The sequence below is a fragment of the Photobacterium sp. TY1-4 genome (assembly GCF_025398175.1).
Classification (GTDB): domain Bacteria; phylum Pseudomonadota; class Gammaproteobacteria; order Enterobacterales; family Vibrionaceae; genus Photobacterium.
The window spans coordinates 2,558,229-2,578,364 of record NZ_CP099734.1; the positions used below are offsets into that span (position 1 = coordinate 2,558,229).

General features: G+C 42.0%; 17 protein-coding genes and 2 pseudogenes. 4 read left to right on the plus strand and 15 right to left on the minus strand.

Going from position 1 to position 20,136, the window contains the following annotated elements:
- Positions 1-89: 89 nt before the first annotated feature.
- Positions 90-1,460, minus strand: a complete 1,371-nt coding sequence (locus NH461_RS11945) for an MBL fold metallo-hydrolase RNA specificity domain-containing protein (protein WP_261600569.1) — start codon at positions 1,458-1,460, stop codon at positions 90-92.
- A gap of 400 nt (positions 1,461-1,860) precedes the next feature.
- Between NH461_RS11945 and wecA (NH461_RS11950) the strand changes: the two genes are divergently transcribed.
- Positions 1,861-3,006, plus strand: a complete 1,146-nt coding sequence (wecA, locus tag NH461_RS11950; protein WP_410000110.1) for a UDP-N-acetylglucosamine--undecaprenyl-phosphate N-acetylglucosaminephosphotransferase — start codon at positions 1,861-1,863, stop codon at positions 3,004-3,006.
- Between the two features lie 198 nt (positions 3,007-3,204).
- Entirely contained in the window at positions 3,205-3,372 is a 168-nt protein-coding gene (locus tag NH461_RS11955) for a hypothetical protein (protein WP_261600571.1), read from the plus strand.
- A 132-nt stretch (positions 3,373-3,504) separates the two neighbouring features.
- Here NH461_RS11955 and NH461_RS11960 read toward each other — a convergent pair whose 3' ends face one another.
- From NH461_RS11960 to NH461_RS12010, 11 genes are all read right to left on the minus strand, one after another.
- Positions 3,505-3,933, minus strand: coding sequence for a protein tyrosine phosphatase (locus NH461_RS11960; RefSeq protein ID WP_261600572.1), 429 nt, complete (start codon positions 3,931-3,933; stop codon positions 3,505-3,507).
- Positions 3,934-4,047: 114 nt separating this feature from the next.
- The gene (gene wecA, locus NH461_RS11965) at positions 4,048-5,157 is read right to left on the minus strand and encodes a UDP-N-acetylglucosamine--undecaprenyl-phosphate N-acetylglucosaminephosphotransferase (RefSeq protein ID WP_261600573.1); all 1,110 of its coding nucleotides are present in this window, start codon (positions 5,155-5,157) and stop codon (positions 4,048-4,050) included.
- 109 nt (positions 5,158-5,266) lie between these two features.
- Positions 5,267-6,319: a DUF1972 domain-containing protein gene (locus tag NH461_RS11970; protein WP_261600574.1), complete on the minus strand. Its 1,053-nt coding sequence runs from the start codon at positions 6,317-6,319 to the stop codon at positions 5,267-5,269.
- Complete coding sequence (rfbC, locus tag NH461_RS11975; RefSeq protein WP_261600575.1) at positions 6,316-6,864, minus strand: dTDP-4-dehydrorhamnose 3,5-epimerase; 549 nt, start codon at positions 6,862-6,864, stop codon at positions 6,316-6,318. Before rfbC ends, NH461_RS11970 begins: the two co-directional genes overlap by 4 nt.
- 4 nt (positions 6,865-6,868) lie before the next feature.
- Positions 6,869-7,741: a dTDP-4-dehydrorhamnose reductase gene (gene rfbD, locus NH461_RS11980; RefSeq protein WP_261600576.1), complete on the minus strand. Its 873-nt coding sequence runs from the start codon at positions 7,739-7,741 to the stop codon at positions 6,869-6,871.
- Between the two features lie 13 nt (positions 7,742-7,754).
- Positions 7,755-8,621, minus strand: a complete 867-nt coding sequence (rfbA, locus tag NH461_RS11985) for a glucose-1-phosphate thymidylyltransferase RfbA (RefSeq protein ID WP_261600577.1) — start codon at positions 8,619-8,621, stop codon at positions 7,755-7,757.
- Positions 8,618-9,688: a dTDP-glucose 4,6-dehydratase gene (gene rfbB / locus NH461_RS11990; RefSeq protein ID WP_261600578.1), complete on the minus strand. Its 1,071-nt coding sequence runs from the start codon at positions 9,686-9,688 to the stop codon at positions 8,618-8,620. Before rfbB ends, rfbA begins: the two co-directional genes overlap by 4 nt.
- Before the next feature lies 1 nt (position 9,689).
- A complete protein-coding gene (locus NH461_RS11995) occupies positions 9,690-10,637 on the minus strand; it encodes a glycosyltransferase family 2 protein (protein WP_261600579.1) in 948 nt (315 codons plus the stop codon).
- A complete protein-coding gene (locus tag NH461_RS12000; protein WP_315903222.1) occupies positions 10,634-11,785 on the minus strand; it encodes an O-antigen polymerase in 1,152 nt (383 codons plus the stop codon). The genes NH461_RS11995 and NH461_RS12000 overlap by 4 nt, the downstream gene beginning before the upstream one ends.
- 20 nt (positions 11,786-11,805) lie before the next feature.
- Entirely contained in the window at positions 11,806-12,933 is a 1,128-nt protein-coding gene (locus NH461_RS12005; protein WP_261600580.1) for a polysaccharide pyruvyl transferase family protein, read from the minus strand.
- Positions 12,905-14,170, minus strand: a complete 1,266-nt coding sequence (locus tag NH461_RS12010) for a hypothetical protein (protein WP_261600581.1) — start codon at positions 14,168-14,170, stop codon at positions 12,905-12,907. Before NH461_RS12010 ends, NH461_RS12005 begins: the two co-directional genes overlap by 29 nt.
- Before the next feature lie 389 nt (positions 14,171-14,559).
- Between NH461_RS12010 and NH461_RS12015 the strand changes: the two genes are divergently transcribed.
- Positions 14,560-15,480, plus strand: coding sequence for an IS5 family transposase (locus tag NH461_RS12015; protein ID WP_261600582.1), 921 nt, complete (start codon positions 14,560-14,562; stop codon positions 15,478-15,480).
- A gap of 81 nt (positions 15,481-15,561) precedes the next feature.
- Here NH461_RS12015 and NH461_RS12020 read toward each other — a convergent pair.
- Positions 15,562-16,452 (minus strand): annotated as a pseudogene (locus tag NH461_RS12020) (ISAs1 family transposase); the annotation flags it as partial.
- Between the two features lie 20 nt (positions 16,453-16,472).
- Between NH461_RS12020 and NH461_RS12025 the strand changes: the two are divergent.
- Positions 16,473-16,604: pseudogene (locus NH461_RS12025) on the plus strand (IS110 family transposase); the annotation flags it as partial.
- A gap of 285 nt (positions 16,605-16,889) precedes the next feature.
- Here the strand turns inward: NH461_RS12025 and NH461_RS12030 are convergent.
- Positions 16,890-17,513 (minus strand): IS5 family transposase, encoded by a 624-nt coding sequence (locus NH461_RS12030; RefSeq protein ID WP_261600583.1) that lies wholly within the window; start codon positions 17,511-17,513, stop codon positions 16,890-16,892.
- A 441-nt stretch (positions 17,514-17,954) separates the two neighbouring features.
- Entirely contained in the window at positions 17,955-20,117 is a 2,163-nt protein-coding gene (locus tag NH461_RS12035) for a polysaccharide biosynthesis tyrosine autokinase (protein ID WP_261600584.1), read from the minus strand.
- Positions 20,118-20,136 lie beyond the last annotated feature (19 nt).

Here is a 20,136-nt window from a genome sequence, read left to right on the forward strand (position 1 = left end):
TCAGTCACCTTAGCAGCAAAGTGTGACACGAATATTGAAACAGCATCTCTCTAGTTATCTAAACGGATAGTGCAAAATGAATATTGTTGCTAAGTAAATGTCGTAATTATTTCGCATTCCGGGTGCAATATTGACAAATGCTGGGACAGAGCTTGTTGCGAAGCGGGCTCGCCATGAACCAGCCGGATTTGCTGTGGCCCCTGTTGAATACCTGCCACAAACTGGATCAGATCGTGCTGATCTGCATGTGCTGAGTACCCGGACATTGTGTGAATCGCAGCCTTAACTTCGACAGTGTGCAGATCGAACTCAACCAGCTCGGGTTGGGCTAATAACTGACGCCCCAGCGTTCCCTCAGCCTGATAACCCACCATAATTACATCGGTTCGAGGATCCGGCAGTAATGCTTGTAAATAATTCATAATCCGGCCGCCATTACACATGCCACTGGCTGCAACAACAATGGCCGGCTCACCGGTTGCTTTTAAACGATTGATCAAAGCCTGGTGTTCTGCGTGTTGGGTGATGGTGATACATTGATCGAACGATAAGGGGTGCCGACCGCGATAAACCCGCTGCTTGGCTTCTTTCGCCCATAACCGCTGAAAATGCAGGTATTGTTCAGTGACCCTGGCTGCCAAGGGGGAATCCAGAATGATAGGGATGTCCGGCCAGTTTGGCTGACTTGAAGGATAGCCAAATTCAGATTGCATCGCTTTGGCGAGCAGGTTTTCAAGATCGAACAATATTTCCTGAGTCCGACCCACCGAAAAAGCAGGAATCAAAATCGCCCCGCCATCCTGCAAAGAACGCTGAATGATATCAGATAAACACGCTTCCCGTTGAGTCACCGCATGATGACGTTGGTCGCCATAGGTACTTTCAAGCACTAATGTGTCGGCTCGAACGGGCGACACAGGATCAACATGTAAGGGCGTATGGCAAGGTCCGAGATCGCCCGAAAACACAACGACATGACCATCGGGTAACACGATCTCGATATAAGCTGAACCCAGGATATGACCAGCCGGTCGAAAGCAGACATGAATCAGCTCACCACTCGGCCAAATCAAATCCACACGACAGCCAAAAGGGATCGGTTTCAGGAGAGATTTGATCACCCGGGTAAACTGCTCGCACTGCGCTTGATTCAACCCCAGGTTGATCTTTAAGCCATCTTCCAACATCAGCGGCAATAAAGCAGCCGTTGCTTCCGTCGCATAAATTGGCCCGCGAAATCCTGCCGCCAACAACCAGGGAATCCGTCCAATATGATCAATATGGCAATGCGTCAGCAACAGCGCACGAATATGGCGAATAGGAAAATCAATATCATGACGTGCTCGAGCTTCACGGCCCTGGAACAGACCACAATCAACTAATAGGCTGTGCAGCCCCAACTTGAGCTCATGACACGAACCTGTAACGCCTGAACTTGCACCATGATGTATGATCTCCACAACCTGCACCTATAACATTGCGCCGAGAAGAAATCATGACAAAATCAGCGAGATATAAAATAGCAAGAATGAAGAGTCTAGAAATAAATCACGATTAAACGTCCTGACAGATATAACGGTTACCTAAAATATTTCCTCTTCCCCAATGCACTTTCTTATAAGGCATACTCTAATTTTGACAGTCTGAGGACAAACTCACTACACTCAAAAGTGATTGGGAAACGTGCAGAAAACCATTAATGATAGTTATAAATTTACCAATTACACAAAAAAATACGAATTTTGTTACCTTAATTCACGTTATCCAACAACAACAAAACTGATTGCATATGTAACTTTAATGTCACCAGCTTTGGGTATAACATAACGAAAAATTTTTGCTTCTTATATAGGCAGAATGATGGATATGGAACTCCCAATACTCTTTAGTTTTTCTTTAGTCAGCTTATTTGCGCTTCGAATCATCGCTAAAAAAATTCAACTGGTCGATACTCCAAGCGGCAGAAAACAACATCAGGGGGTGATCCCGCTCGTCGGTGGGATTGCCATCTTCGGCTCAGTCTGCGTCGGCATTATGTTATCGCCCGAGATCCACACGGCCCCCATATTGTATCTCAGCTGTGCCACAATCCTCGTGCTCATCGGCGCGATTGACGACAAATATGATATCAGTGTCAAAAGTCGCCTGCTGGTTCAAGTACTCATGTCTGTCGTGCTCATCGCAGTTGGTGACTTGAAATTAACAAACTTAGGCAATATCAGTGGCTTCCAAGAGTTAACCCTCTCAACGCCACTGAGTTACATGATCACAATTTTCGCGATTCTTGGGGCAATTAACGCTTTCAACATGGTCGACGGCATTGACGGATTATTGGGCGGGCTGGCAACCGTCTCATTTACAGCGCTCGGGTATCTGTTTTGGGCCGGTCACCAGATCAACCTATACCAATTCTGCGTGATCTTTGTGGTTGCAACCATACCCTACATCATGATGAATTTAGGACTACCATTCGGTCGCCGCTTCAAGATTTTCATGGGGGACGCCGGCAGTGTCTTCATTGGCTTTACAATCGTTTGGTTACTGGTTCAAGGCACCCAAGGCGAAGAAAACTCATTCCGCCCGGTGACGGCACTGTGGATCATTGCCTTGCCGCTGATGGATATGGTCACCATCATGATCCGCCGGATCCAAAAAGGCCAATCGCCGTTTAAACCCGATCGGGAACACCTGCATCACATCTGCCAACGGGTTGGACTGTCTCAGAGAATGACGCTGGTCACCATCTGTAGTATCGCGGGTTTGTTTGCCTATATTGGTATTTTAAGTGAGCAGTATCAGATTCATGAAGCGGTGATGTTCTTGAGCTTTCTTATCCTCTTTACGCTGTACTACTTCATGATTTCTCACATCTGGCGTATCACTTCCTGGCTCAGAAAGCGGTCGTTTCAACGAACCTCATTCAAAACGTCGTCCATCAAGACACAAACTCACATCAGACCACAAAACCTAAAACAAAAATTGGGTACTTTTACCAACCAGAAGTAACTACCCTTCGGCTTGCAGTAAACGACTGTAAGCCGAAGATTTCCCGCTTGTAACAAAAACGTGCTCTAAATCAATCCCTTCCCCAATAAATCAACTATACTCAACACTATAGTCACTTTTCTAACATGACCATTTCATCATCAAGGAGATACTGTCGCCTTACCTGTTAACGACACCCGTTCATTGCAAGGAGGATGTATGCAAAAAATTCATTTCGCAACTAACACGATCAACGCCGTCTACCAGATGACGGCGCAGGCTTGTTTTTCATTCGCGTTGCGACTCTCCTTGTTTTTGGATGAATTAGAGCAGTATGACCAAATGTCGAAGGCGATGCGCCGGGAAGATCGGCTGAAAGGTATTTAAAAAAGAAATAACTGAAAATTCGTATTCTGGATCAGATACAAAAATGCCCTGCTGAGCAATGACAGCAGGGCATTTTCACTTATCGGTACATTTAAATCGTATCGATAAATCCGTTGAAGAAGCGAATATGGGCTATAGCTTCTTTGCCCAGGCCATCGCCGCTTCTTCAATTAATCCGTAAGCGAAATCAAACGCCTCACGACTTTGGCGATATGGATCGGGAATATCTTTCTGACCAATCCATTGCCCAAATAGCATGGTTTTACCACGCGCTTCCGGCGCAATCTTAGTCACAGCTTCAATATGTCCTTTTTCCATCACCAGGATCAAGTCGTACTGCTGGCACAATTCACCGGTCAACTGCTGGGCTTCGTGCCCTTCCAGGCTGATACCGTGTCCTTCAGCGACTTCCGCAGCCATCTTATCGGCAGGCTTTCCGACCAATGCACCGACACCAGCAGAAGCAATTTCCTTTCCAGGCAACAACTGCTTCAGTAAATACTCGCCCGATGGTGATCTGCAAATATTACCGACACAAACAACCAAAATTTTATGAAACATAAACGATACACTTCCTCAAACACAAACCCCAAAAACAAAAAATGCCACATCCAACAGATGCAGCATTCCTCATCAGCTACCCAATTTTAAACTTGGTCCCAGACAAACCAAGAATTATTTCTCGGCGTGAGACTGGCCCATCTCAAGATCCAACTCGGATGCTTTTTGACGACCGGCAAGTTTGTGAATAAAGGTCGTAATACGCCAGATGTAGCTGATCGACAGGAAATATCCGACAAATACAGCCAAGAAACTAAAGAACATCACCGACTCACTGATTTTGTTGATATCAGACCAAATACCGATCCCCGCCAATACGGACGCCAAACTGCAGATCACCACCAGAGACATCCCGGAAGACAACCCAATGCGCTGACAGATATGGTGGAGGTGTTCGCGGTCCGGCTTAAACGGGGACTGTCCTTTGCGGATCCGGCGGATCATGATGGTCGCCATATCCATCAGCGGTACCGCAATCACCCACAGCGCCGTCACCGGACGGATATGGGTTACTCGCTCGCCTTGCGTTGCCTCAATCAGCAGCCAGATCACCGTAAAGCCAATGAAAATACTGCCGGCATCCCCCATAAAGACTTTAAAACGCCTGCCCAGCGGAAAACCAAGGTTCAGCATGATGTAAGGCACCATTGCGGTGACAATCAGGCCACACACTGCCGCCAGCTCGGTATTGCCATCGACCAGGAACATATAACCCAATGCAGCAAAGGTCACAGACGCCAAGCCGCCAAGGAGACCGTCAATGCCATCGACCATATTAAAGGCGTTGATTGCCCCAATCACACCAAAAATCGTCACCAGATAACTCATGGCAAGCGGCAGTTCAATCGCCTCACTACCCATCAGGTACCCCAAGTTATGCAGGCTTTTCCCGGCCATATGGATCATCGCCAGAGAAACTGCAGCCTGAATCACTAACCTAATTTTAAAGCTAATATCCAACCGGTCATCGACAACCCCCATGACCACCAAAATCGTTGCACTAATCAAAAACAGAATTGTGTCTTGATCAACCGGTGTAAACATAAGAAAAGCGATACTCAGTGTGGTAAATATAGAAACCCCACCAACCAGTGGAATCACACCCTGATGCAGTTTTCTGGCATTAGGCTTATCCACTAAACCGACTCTCTTTGCTAGCTTACGGAAAATAAACAAACTACAAAAAGAGAAAATAAAAACGAAAACAAATGCGGTAGCTGTCATAGCGAACTCTTACTTGAGTAATAGCAGAAAGCGTATTGATTGCATATAATTAAAGCTTACTAAGCAATACAACCATCCCTCAAAAAACAAATGATTAACAACAAAAATATTAATATACCTGCTCATAATCTTTTGAAATAACTTGCCAAGTATATCGAGCATTAGCTATTTCTTTCATTTCAGTTGCAACTTTTTGACGTACTTCTGAATCAAAACCACTCAAATGGCTTTTTAACATTTCAGAAGTTGAAAAATATATCGCTTTGTCGTCTGTACTATAGCGATTGAAACTGCAATCATACGCATAGATTGGTTTGGTAAAATGCATGGCTTCTACCAGAGAAGGATTGGTACCCCCAGCAGAATGACCATGAATATAGCCTGAGCACCCTTTACGAATCTTATACAAGTGACTAAGGTCATATACGGGATCAATAATTTCTATATTAGGGCATTTTAAAAACTTAGATTTTAAGCGACGACCATATTCACTATTATCCCAATTACCAATAAACTTCAAACAGCTTTTTGAGTTTACAAACGCCTCTAAAATCATTTCGACGTTATTCTCTGGCTCTATACGGCACAATGAAAGATAATATTCTTCGTGTTCTACATCAGGTTGGTTATGAGGTATTACATGATCACCACCGTACGCAATAATCACATTAGATTTTCCATATTCCTGAATGACATAATCTCCGATCGCTTGATTATCCGCAATGACCACATCAGAATATTTAACAGCAATGGATTCAGAAAATTTTAGAAATTTTCTAGCAAGTTTACTCCACTTATCGCGCCGCCACTCTAACCCATCGATGTTCGTGATAACTCTAGACCGAGAAAACAGACGATATATCGGCAAAAAGATACAACCTGAGACACCTAGAATTAAAGTAACATCTGGTTTAATTGACAAACATTTCACTAATGAAAAAATATCGTAAGGGATGCTTTGGATCCCATTCGCATTCAAAGGCAAATATATTAACTCAGCGCCATTATGCTCAACTTTTTGTTCATCATATGATTTAGATGAACAAAAAACCTGATATGACACATTCTCCGAAGAGTATTTCGTCAGGTTTTCGACTAAAGACTCAAAACCACCATAGCATGCAGGTATGCCAACGGTACCTATCACTGACACTTTCTTCATAATGTCACCGCGTCTTGAAATGGAGTACCATCAAAATCTTTCTCTGAAAGTGAAGGCTGTTCAACAAGTAGTGGCCACTCTATACCCAACTCCGGATCATTCCATAAAATCGAGTGCTCCGCTTGTGGGTTGTAATAGTCAGTACACTTGTAAACAAACTCAGCCTCATCACTGGTTACATAGAATCCATGTGCAAAACCTTCAGGTACCCACAGCTGACGTTTGTTCTCAGCAGACAGGTACACCCCAACCCACTGGCCGAATGTCGGAGAGTCTTTGCGGACATCAACCGCAACATCAAACACTTCACCCGAAACCACGCGGACCAGTTTACCCTGTGTATTTTCCGTCTGGTAATGCAACCCACGCAAAATCCCTTTTTTGGATTTCGAGTGGTTGTCCTGCACAAATGGGGTTGGTTTGCCGGTCACCAACTCCTCAAATTTCTTCTGCTGCCAAGTTTCCATGAAAAATCCGCGTTCATCACCAAAAACAGATGGCTCAATAATTTTTACATCGGGGATTTTCGTATCAATAACTTTCATAACATCACTTATAAGCTTGAATGTTGTCTAAGGCCTGCACCCAATTACTTGGCTGGATACCAAACTGGGCTTCAATTATTGTGCAATCGAGCCGCGAGTTCTCCGGCCGTGTCGCTGGTGTCGGATAAGCCGATGTCGGAATCGATGAAAGATTAGGTGTAGTCTTCAACACTTCCTTCTCAGCAGCTTGCTCGAAAATCTTCTCGGCAAAGTCATACCAACTGACATGCGGCATGCCGGAGAAGTGATAGACGCCCCACGCTGCATGCTGGCCCGATTCAAGATGGTTGACCATGGTGATCAGGGCATCTGCTATATCCCCGGCATAGGTTGGCCCGCCGAACTGATCGCCGACGATACTCAGTGCATCACGATTTTCACCAAGTCGCAGCATGGTCTTGACGAAGTTATTGCCATGCTCACCAAAAACCCAGGCCGTTCTTAAAATGAAATGCTTTTCACAACAACTTGCTACAGCCTGCTCACCAGCAAGCTTGCTCTGACCATAAACCCCTTGTGGACCGGTCTGGTCGGATTCAACATAGGGGGTTTCGCCTTGACCGTCAAAAACATAGTCAGTTGAAATATGCAGCATGACGGCACCACACTGCTGCGCCGCTTCAGCCAAATAGCGGGGGCCATCCCGGTTGATTAAATACGACAGCTCAACTTCTTTTTCGGCTTTATCCACAGCGGTATGTGCTGCCGCATTGATAATATAGTCTGGTGAAAAAGCCTGGACGACCTCGTGTACGGCAGCCTCATCAGTAATATCCAGCTCAGCACGATCAACAGCTAATAACTCAGCTTTACCTGTGAGTTTTGAAACAAGGCAATGGCCAACCTGGCCATTGCTTCCGGTGATCAATATTTTCATGAACGATAAAGCCTTATTTCTTGACCAGGGACATCAGGTAGCGTCCGTACTCATTCTTCAGCATTGGCTCGGCACGGGCAGCAAGCTCGATATCACTGAGCCAGCCGTTACGCCAAGCAATTTCTTCCAAACAAGCAACTTTGAGCCCCTGAACATTCTCAATAGTTTGCACGAATGAAGAGGCTTCATGCAGGCTTTCATGAGTACCGGTGTCAAGCCACGCGAAACCGCGTCCCAGCAGCTCGACACTCAGCGAGTCGTCATCCAGGTACATTTGGTTAATGCTGGTAATTTCCAGCTCACCGCGGGCTGATGGCTTCACTTGCTTAGCAAAATCAACCACACGATTGTCATAGAAATATAAGCCTGTGACTGCATAGTTTGATTTTGGCTGAGCCGGCTTTTCTTCAATCGACACCGCTTTCATCTGGTCATCAAACTCGACCACCCCAAAGCGCTCCGGATCTTTAACTTGATAACCGAAGACGGTCGCGCCATGAGCACGTTCAGCGGCATGGCGGAGAGTATTGCTGAAAGACTGGCCATAAAAGATATTATCGCCCAGCACAAGGCAACACTGATTTTCACCGATGAAATCTTCGCCAATCAGAAATGCCTGCGCCAAGCCATCCGGGCTCTCTTGTATGGCGTACTCCAGGTTGATCCCAAAGTCACGGCCATCACCCAGTAAGCGTTTGAAGCCTTCATTATCTTCCGGGGTGGTAATCACCAGAATGTCCCGGATCCCTGCCAGCATCAATGTCGACAGCGGGTAATAAATCATCGGCTTATCGTAAACCGGCAACAATTGCTTTGAGACACCCCGGGTAATGGGATAGAGACGCGTGCCGGAGCCCCCGGCGAGAATAATTCCTTTCATTTTTCAACCTCCGCCCCTAAACGCTCACGGCTGTATGAACCGTCCAGAACCCGGCTCCACCAGTCTTTGTTGCTGAGATACCATTCAACCGTTTTCCGAATACCGGACTCAAACGTTTCGGCTGGTTTCCAGCCCAGTTCACGTTCAATTTTCGAGGCATCAATGGCATAGCGCACATCATGGCCCGGGCGATCTGTCACATAGGTGATCAAATCCTGGTACTGGGCAACGCCTTCAGGTTTCGCTGGCACCAGCTCTTCAAGCAGTGTGCAAATCGTTTTCACAACGTCAATGTTTGCCTTTTCGTTGTGGCCACCGATATTGTACGTTTCACCAACCTCACCTTCGGTCACAACTTTGTAAAGTGCGGACGCATGATCTTCAACATACAGCCAGTCTCGAATTTGCATCCCATCCCCATAGACCGGCAACGCTTTACCTTCCAGGGCATTCAGGATCATCAAGGGGATCAGTTTTTCCGGAAAGTGATACGGACCGTAGTTATTGGAGCAGTTGGTGACAATCGTCGGCAGACCATAGGTACGTAACCAGGCGCGGACGAGATGATCACTGGATGCCTTGGACGCAGAATAAGGGCTTGATGGCTCGTAAGACGTCTCTTCCGTGAACAGATCGTCCGTGCCTTCCAAATCACCGTACACTTCATCGGTAGAGATGTGGTGGAAACGGAAAGCGGCTTTTTTCACCACATCAAGCTGGCTCCAGTAGGAACGAGCCGCTTCCAACATGGTATAAGTCCCAATAATATTGGTTTCAATGAATTCGGAAGGGCCGTCGATGGAACGATCAACATGGCTCTCGGCGGCCAGGTGCATCACCAAATCAGGTTGGTGCACCTCAAAGATGCGTGCCATCGCCTCACGATCGCAGATATCGGCTTGCTCAAAAGCATATCGAGCACTATCTTGAACTGACAGGAGTGATTCTAAGTTTCCCGCATAAGTCAATTTATCGACATTCACCACTGAATCTTGGGTTTGGTTAATAATATGGCGTACAACCGCAGAGCCAATGAAGCCTGCACCACCTGTTACTAAGATTTTCATTTTATTTTTCTCCTGAAAATAAGAAAGAGTAAATCAGTGCCAGATTTCTTTTAACTCCCTGCATAGATATTCCATTTTCATAACAGGTAATTAAATCTCTAAGGCTTCCACCCTCACCTATTTTTGATACTAAAATTAGATTTTCTTTATGATTTTGTGCAAGGTGCGGCTCATATGCTTGCATAAATGCAACAGCTTGAGCTGACACTTTTAAGCGGAAATTACGAACACGACCTATACCAGCTCCAGTTAGCATCGAAATAACATATCTCATCAATGAATTGGATGGAGCACCTAAAACATTTTTTCCATGTTGACGATATAAAATAGTTTTATTAGAATCAAAATCAATTCGACCGAAGAACTTAGCTATTAATGCAAGCCACCAGTCATGCATAGCCACATTTTTTATATCAAAATCAACTGAAAAAACTTGCTTTTTTAAGCTGTTATTTACCGCAGAAGTACACCCAACAACAAAATTCTGAATTAAAATATTATTTTTAGAATTAGAGTAATTTGCATCCATACACTGTTGCCGTAAAAATGAGGAGTGCAAAGTGACGAGTGATTGGTTCACCACTCGAAGATCTGTATGATAAAGAACACTTATATCCATATCAACATTTTTAAAATGTTCTACAACTCTTTCAACCTTACTCGGTAACCAAACATCATCTTGGTCACTAAACAGATACACATCTGATTCAACAACCTTTAATAATTGAATAAAAGAACCGGCCGAACCTAAATTACCATTAGACTCAATAAGCTTAAATCGACAATCTTTCTTACAATAGTCATGTAGTAGGCTCAAAGTATTATCGCTGGAACCATCATCACGTATAAAAACTTCAAAATCACGGTACGATTGAATTGCTATTGAATCTAATTGCTCAGTTATAAAACTCTCACCATTATAGGTGGATAATAAGATAGCTATTTTCATGAGAACTTAAACCTAACAAGAAACCTACAGCAAATAACAATAAGAACTAAGTTAAAAATGACATAGAACTTATAAAACATAAATTCATACATTCCCATTACCATGTTCCATGAGAAATAGGCGTACATTATATAAAACCCCGTAACTCCTTTTGTTGCCTGAGTATATAACAACCCCCAAACATACCCAATCATCAGAAAGATTAGACTTCCAAAGTAAGAAAAATCAACATAAGGAATAGTAAACATCGTTGGCGTAATAGTACCATGAAAATGTATTCCTAAAACATCAGCTTGCAAATCTTTTAAAGTGTATACATCTGAAGATATGATAGTTAACCAAGGGTATAGTATTGTAAAATACCCGTAAAAATAATCACTAACTTCCATTACATACAAGTTGAATGCTTTAAAATTGAAAGTTAATCCAACATAAATATAATAGAGAACTGCTGATAAATATGAATCATCAAGAACCCATACATCATCTATTGAAGAAAAGACACTTTCACCAAAAAAGAAATAGTCTCTGAGCAGCCTCGTTATACCAAAAAGAATCAAAAGCACCCCACAGAAAAGGATAAATGCTTTCGCAGAAAAATTATCTTTCCTGTAAATGCAGAATAGTAAAAACGAAAAAGCAACTATTTCTGCTCGATTCCCCATTAATAAAAATAAAGTCATTGTAATAATAATGCAAGATATACGCTTAGCCTTATGTGTTTCATAAAAGTATATTATCGAACAAAGTAAGTATGATGACATGGCTATAACATGGACATAACCATTCACCATAAATTCCATTCGTAACAACTCAAAATCTGGATTTAATATCGGAACAGTACCAAACCTTAAGAAGAAGTAAATGTGTTCAAAAATCAGTAATAAAGATGAAATTGAATATAAGACATAGATAAAACTCAATTCAACATTAAAACTTTTAAAATGAAAACTTTTAAATGAGAAATGTGAAATTTGATACCCAAGAAACAATAATGTTGTACACAGTGTAAAGTATATAACTGCATTCAAATTAACCATTTCATATTCACTACTTAACCCTAAGGAAAATAAAAGAAAACAAGCAGAATAAAATAATATCAAATACAGCGGTTTCAATATGATTAACATAAAAAAATGGGGAATCATTCCCCCATACCCTAAATTAATTATAATATGGAATTTTCAAGAAAATGATTTATCCGTTTTTTTTGCTCAGCAATTAACTCACTGGAGATCGTACCAGATGAAATTAAATTCAAAGCTTCATCATAGAAGTCAGATGTGGGAATATTTTTTGCGTATTTATTCCATGTTTTGTTATATTCTTTAAGTTTTTTAACTTCACTAGTATAAATTGCACAAACAGGAACACTATAAGACATAGATGTAATTGCACCATGAAGACTCGTTCCTATATAACATTTTGAACCGGAAATAACTTTCATTATTTCTAATACATGATCATTCTTGAATAATTCAATTGATTCACATCCAATTTTTTCATGAATTTTTCCAAGTAAAATATGATCTTCATGACCAGTCGCTTTTCCAATTGGTACAAGTTTAATATTAATATGCTGACTTAATAATTTTAACTGTTCACATATAAAATCTAAATCTTTAATTGCATAATGCAATCCTGCCTGGAAAACAATGTATTCTTCCTCTGTTTTTTTGAACTCAAAATAATCGCTCATAATTAAAGCTGAGTCAGGTATTAAATCTCCAATGACACCGTCTGAATTTAATTTCTGATGTAATTTTTCATCTCGATAAGAAACACTGTCAGAGAACTTCAAAGAGTTCGTCATATAATGGTAATAATAGTCATCAAGCTGTGAAACTCCAGACCCACCTACACAATTAAAAACTAGGTTTTTTGGAGTATTATTGAAATGACTTTTATCAAAAACATATGGTAGTTGACTACTACAGTTATATTTATTGGAGACTAGATTATTAACAACTTTTAACCCTAATGTTTTTTTAATTAACTTCAAAAAATAGACATAGTAGTTAGAAGTAGTTACATGCGTATCCATAACATACCAATAAGAAGACAAAACGTCCCCACCAGCAATAATCACATGATCATAAATACATTCAGAATTAAAAAGCATTGAAAGCGTATTTGTTTTATATCCACCACAATATTCAAGATCGCTCTCTGTTAGGCTATAATAGTCAATATCAACATTTCCGATGTTATTCTCGATAAATTTAGTTAGAATTAATGGAAACAGAATATCACCATAGTTATGACGATCAAATGCTCCTACAATTGCTACTTTCATAAAACTTTTTCTCAATAATCAAAAAGGCTATATTTTGAAGAACCACACTCAAAATCATACGAATTAATACAGATATAGAAGCTCCAACCAATTGAAACTCATATATTAATATACTCGCATATATCATATATAGTACGGTTTCACCAATGTGTATACAAGCTACTTGTTTCGTGAACCCACTCGCTTGTGATATTACAAAAGCTGGCTGTGATAACATTTGCAACAAATAAGCAATCAGTAGTATCTTAAAAGACAGCATTAATGAACCAGAAGTATTCTCGCCCAGCCATATTAACAAAAAATCATTACTAACAAGACAAACAATAATTATGCTTAACATTGTGAAAACAAAACAATAAAACAATGTTTTAGAATATATATCCTTTTTTCTATTCAATTCACTCTTAGAAAACCATTGAAAAAGTACAGTAGAAACAGAAGAATTCAGAACAGATGTTTTTGACGTCAATTCAGCTATAGGACTGTACATCACGTATGCACTTGGGCTAATCATCGATAATATTATTTTATCTGCAGATCCAAGGATAGCGGATAGAATACTACTGACTCCAGCCCAACCACTAAAATTGACTATATTTATAAGTTCACTCTTTTCTATATTCTTCGGTATAACTAATTTAACATGAACATATTTATATGTTAAGAAAAACCAAGTCAATGTTTCAAAAAATTTTATTAGTAGAAAACCAAAGACAATAAGTGTAATGTCCACATAAAATAACGATACAACCCAGGGGCAGATATATGGCAAAGTAGAGAAAACAATCTTCACTTTTGCCGTAATATTAAACCGTCCCATCCCTTCTAAAATAAATCTAAAAAAATTCGATAGAAAAGAAACAAACACTAAAATAGAAAACTCGATACTATGTTCTTGAAAGAAATATATGTATGCATTTTCAAGGGTAAAGGAAGCGGCAAAATGTATAGACACAAGCCCCAACATTACTATAAACAATGATACTGTGACATACAAAAATAACACAAGTGATACGTGTTGTGTACTTATATTCATTGAGTATCTTGCAATGTAATGTGTCAGATATTTCCCAATCCCCAAATCTAAAATAGTGGACAAGCTAATCACTATCCACAACAGTGTTAATTTAGAGAAGTCATCATAGCCAAAAATCTCTATATTTAGAGGGATAAAAATAATTGCAAAAAGTAAAGGTAAAATTAACCCTATTATATTCCATATTATATTTCGTATCATTTTCTTATCTTAAGTTTATTTCGCAATCGCATTAAATTTAACTCCAACCGCACTATAACATTCACCCAAACACAATACCATTTATAAATTCATTTTAAAAAAATGAACTAAAATTTAATGATGAAACTAATTTCAAATTACAACAAGAATATGTGTGTTTATCTGTTTTTGCTACTAAAATAAAAGGCAGCGAATTTAACTATCAAGTCAGTGTTCGCTTATTCAAGCTTTAATATTATTTAAAACATTAGTTTAAGCTGCCTAAATTCAAGACACTCACTCGGCCTGAGGTGTATTCGAATATATACTGGCTTTGTTGACTAAATCGGCGTGAACTTTTCTTGCAGTCAGTGATCTGATCTTGTGACGTTTACTGACAGGCCACCCTCATGGGAAAAAGCACTTACCGAACAGATAACTGGAAAGAGTACAACCAATCACTGATTAACCGCGGCTCGCTGACATTCTGGATCGACGAAGAAGCGATAAGCGGCTGGTTATGCTCTGAACATCACGGTAACCGTGGACGCGGCTATCAATATTCAGACACTGCGATCATGACTGCTCTCATGGTGAAGCGACTATTCAACCTGTCACTTCGTGCTGTTCAAGGTTTCATGAACTCGGTGTTTTCTCTGATGAAAGTACCACTAACATGCCCGAACTACAGCAGCATCAGCAAGCGAGCGAAAACGGTCGATATCCCTATCAAAATGCCTGCTCGGGGTGAAATTCGTCATCTAGCTATTGACGCAACTGGCCTGAAAGTATTCGGCGAAGGTGAGTGGAAAATGAAAAAGCATGGCAAAGAACAACGTCGTGTCTGGCGAAAGCTCCATCTTGCTGTTGATGCTGATACCCACCAAATTATCTGCGCAGAACTCTCGTTATCAACCGTCACCGATGGTGAGGTCATGCCAACATTACTTAACCAAACTTATCGTAAGATCAAATCGATATCAGGTGACGGCGCTTATGATACCAGGCTGTGCTATCAAGCGATTCAACGGAAGAAAGCACAGCCCCTTATCCCTCCCAGAACTGGAGCAGCATACTGGGAGCACGGTCACCCCAGAAATGTTGCGGTTGCAAACCAGCGTATTCACGGTAGCAATGAACACTGGAAAAAGACCAGTGGTTACCACAGTCGCTCAATCTCGGAAACGGCGATGTCGAGATATAAGCGACTGCTTGGTTCAGCTTTAAGCCTGCGTGATTACAACGCTCAGGTCGGAGAAGCGCTTGCTGCCGTCCGTGCGTTGAACAAGTTAACAGGGCTCGGCATGCCCGTAACTCGTAAAGTTAGCTAAAACATGGCTTAAATTGGGTCGATCTGTTGTTTTCCTGATTTGATCAACAAAGCCATATATACTTGCACTTTCTCGTCATAACTAACCAAACAGGGTAAGAACATGAATGCTCATTTTACTCGATACTTTAAAACCAGCCAGTAAGACCTTGTCCAGATAAGAAGTATTCATCGCTGCAATGTGCCGAAAACAGACCATGATCTCAACGGCATCTCCGCGATAAATCTGGCAAGCATCCTCGTTCATTGATGCATCAAGTACCCAGTGCTGGTTGTTTTCAATTCCCCAGTGGCCACGCACTGCGGTGGCAAAACGCTCTTTCTCCAACTCAGCAGAGCTAATGTAATAGCGGTATTCAAGTGACTCTTTACCCTATTTATCAATGCGCTAACCAATGGTAACGCCGATGCCCATTAGCCTTTTTTAATCAGGAAACTCTTGTACCAACTCACCAGCAGGTAGTACATGATATTCTCAGGCTTCGATTCGTCCGCGGCTTTGTTCCACAGTGACATTTTCAGGGACAAACCGAAGTTTACGCAGACAGCGCCTGACGTACAGCTTTAGCCAGTGTTGCGTGGTTACCTTTAACTGCAAGTAAATAATCACCACCTTTATCAATGATGGTTGAGGCGATGTTGACTTGACAGGCTATCGCGTCAATCGAAATCAGGCAGCCTTTGATCTCCAACAAGTTAAGCAGTTTCGGTATTGCCGTGATCTCGTTGGACTTCGAATTGGTTTTGAGGTGGCCCATAACTACGCCGTTGGCCGTGTCGAAAGCACCAACCGTATGAATCGTAGACTGCCTACTTTCGCGGTTATATGAGCCGTGCACCACTTACCATCGATAGCGATGAACTCACCATCTGAGTGCTCAGTGACGGCTTGTATCCAGTTGATAAAACACTGTTGAAACTGACTTGGATCTAGGCGCGAGATAACGCAAGCAATGGTGTCATGAACAGGAACCCAAAACATACACCCATCGCTGGTTGAATGATTTACTGAAACGGAAACATAAAAACGTTGCAGTTGTAGCATTGGCAAATCGAATCGCTCGAATTGCATGGGCGTTACTGGCCAATCAGCAAGACTATAAGCCGGAATTACTATCGGCTTGAAATTGCGCATGAAATGTAAATGAGAAAACAGGTAAGACCGTGAGTGTGTAGCTCTGATTTGATCAAGGGACATGTTAGTCCGAGTTGTTGATAAGAGCATACCCAACGGAAATCATTAAGAGTCATTGAACTCGGATATAAGTGCGCAAAACAACGCCTGAATTCTTTACTTCACTACTTGCAATAGGAAGTGTCCATATATGATCAAATCAGAAAGCCAATAGATCTACCTAATATAAGTCATGATTTAGATAACTTTGTGAGTTACAAGCTTGCCTAGCCTTGTTAATTTTGCCAACGCTCGGACAGCAGCAAGCGCGCTTCCTCGACCTGAGCGTTGTAATCATGCAAGCTTAAAGCTGAGCCAAGCAGCCGCTTATATCTCGACATCGCCGTTTCCGAGATCAAGCCACTGTGGTAACCACAGGCCTTTTTCCAGCGTTCATTGCTCCCGTGAATTCTCTGGTTTGCAACCGCAACATACCCTGAAGTGACTGCGCTCCCAGTGTGCTGCTCCAGCTCTAGGAGGGTAAGGGGCTGTGCTTTCTTCCGTTGAATCGCTTGATAGCACAGCCTGATATAATAAGCGCCGTCACCTGATATCAATTTGATCTTAAGATAAGTTTGGTTGAGCAATGTTGGCATGACTCCGCCATCTGTGACGGTTGATAACGATAGTTCTGCACAGATGACTTGATGGGTATCAGCATCAACAGCAAGATGGAGCTTTCGCCAGACACGGCGTTCTTCCTTGCCATGATTTTTCATTTTCCATTCACCTTCACCGAAAACTTTCAGACCAGTTGCGTCAATGGCAAGATGACGAATTTCACCTCGAGCAAGCACTTGGGTGGGGATATCGACCGTTTTGCTATGGCGCTGATTTCCTCTGGGCCTCCGCCCCAACATAGCACCATTTCAACAAACCTGACCCTCTCCTTGGGCATGCGGTATTTCAATGCCAGTGTTCGGCGTTGCTGGCTTAACATATGTGTATCGCTAGGCCTGTTCACTTCTGCACCAGCATTCCTCTTCAGCTCACCACAGATAATTGAACGCTGAGCACTTAGCCTTCTTGCTATCGCTGTTTGCGAATTATCTTCGCCGATAAGTGTTGAAATCTTAAATCGTTGACCCTCGGTCAATTACTGAGAACACATTGTAAGTAATACTGCTTTGATTTTGGCGATAAGAAGGATACCACTTTCAGCAGCAGACCTTCTCTCTCGCCATCTTAGCCATGAGTGTTGCACTTTTTATCTAAATTCAGGGACCTATCTCTATGTATCCCGTATGAAATCATATCTTTCATACTCTCTAAAAAGCGGTAAATCCTAAAAGTTCAAATAATTAATCATTAGAACTGTAACTGTAATTATAATATCCATAATTATTACCATAATAGCTACTCGACTTACGAACTACAGCATTCAGAATAAAGCCTTTTATTTCAATGCCATTCTGTTCAAAACGCTGCTTCGTCACTTCCACTTCTTTTACAGTGTTTTGACCAAAGCGACCTACTAGTAATGATGTTCCTGCATGAGAGCCAACAATTGCAGCGTCAGTCACCGCTAGAATTGGCGGTGTATCGACAATGACTAAATCGTAGTTAGCTGAAGCCCAGTCCATAAGTTCTTTAAAACGCGGATGCATCAATAATTCGGATGGATTTGGTGGTACTTCACCACGCCCGATGAACTCCAAATTTTCAACGCCAGGCTGTTTAATCAGAGTTTCAATGCTTACTTGGCCACTAAGATAATCTGATAATCCAGGCTTTGCACTGACACCCATTTGGCGTTCCATCCTGCCTTTACGCATGTCGGCATCAATTACCAGTACTTTTTGTCCAGCTTTAGCAACGACGGCTGCCATATTAGCTGATACAAATGACTTACCAATGCCCGGGCTTGGACCGGAGATCATCAAAATATTATTTTTTGCTTCCATCATGGCAAAGTGCAGGCTAGTACGTAGGCTACGCAGTGCTTCAATGGATAAATCAGCCGGGTTCGAAACAGCCAACAAAGTCTCTTCAATAGAAAACTTCTTTTTACCATTTTGTTTTTTCTCAAGCTCGATTTGCCAATCTGACATTGGCACACTTGCATAAACCGGTAAACCAACCGCTTCAATTTCATCCGGATTTTCAACCCCGCGATGAAGCGCAGCACGAAGTAGTGCAATCGCAACCCCAAACATGCCACCAAGCAAAGTTGCCAGTGCTACAACCAACGTTTTTTGGGGTTTCACCGCCTTGGTATATGTCTGTGCTTTATCCAGAATACGTACATTCCCTACCGTGCTGGCTTTCACAATATTGAGCTCTTGTACTTTATTCAGCAGTTCGACATAGATTTGCTGATTCACTTCAACATCTCGGGTTAAACGCAGCACTTCTCGTTGGGTTTTCGGCAATTTTTGGATCTGCTGGTTCAGGCGCTCTCGCTCGCCAAGCAAGGTTTTACGTTTATCCAGCAAGGCAACATAAGCCGGGTGTTCTTTGGTAAAACGCTGGGAGATTTCACTTTCCTTGAAAGTCAACTCATTGAGTTGTGACTCAATCGTTACCATCACATCTAATGTTGATTTGGCCTCTAAGCCTAAATCAATCGACTCATTTTCCTGGCGGAACTGATTCAGCAGATCCTCCGATGCTGTCAATTGAGTTTTGATATCAGGCAAATGCGTGCGCAAAAACTGCAGACTATTTTCTGCTTCTGCCGAGTTTCGTGCCACATTTTGCAGGAAGTAATTCTGACTGATATCATTCAGGATTGCTTCGATTTGTGAACGATTTTCACCAGTATACGACAACTGGAGGATTCCCGTTTGTTTACCACGTTCGTTGATTGATAAGTTTTGCTGTAACCACTGGATGGCGTCTAAACGACTCTGTTTGGTGAGTTCAAAAGACTGTCCACTTTCAGCATCCAGCTTCGATACAAACAGTACGAACTGGTTATTCTGAGCCAACATGCCTACCGTACCGTTCAACACCAAATTACCATCTACATCTTGGAGCTCATATTGTCCAGACGAAGCATCTAAAACACGAAGTCGATACTTAGGTTTCAGTACTCCATCAGGGATTTCAAAACGCTCAATATGTGCTTCTGGTTGATTCCCCTGGATTCTGGCAATTCCTTTACCGAAAAGCGGAAAATATTCAGGTGTAATGGTGGTTGTTAAATTTAGCTTATCAACCGTTTTTCCCAATATCATCCGAGATTTAATAATCTCGATTTCGGTTGTCGCGGAAGACTCACTGGCAAACAGCTCGCCCATCTCACCCAGCGCAGGCATCCCTGAACTTTTCTCTTCAACTTGAATGAGTGCATCTGCTTTATATATCGGTGCTGCCAGCAACGCATATGCGACGCCAACAATGGCAAAAACGAAGGTGATAGCAATAATGCTCCAACGGCTATCCAGCAAGATACCAAACAGTTTTCCCAGATCAATTTCATCTGAGTCTTGCTTCACCTGAGTGTTTTGAGTAACGCTCATAAATTCTTAACTCAATATC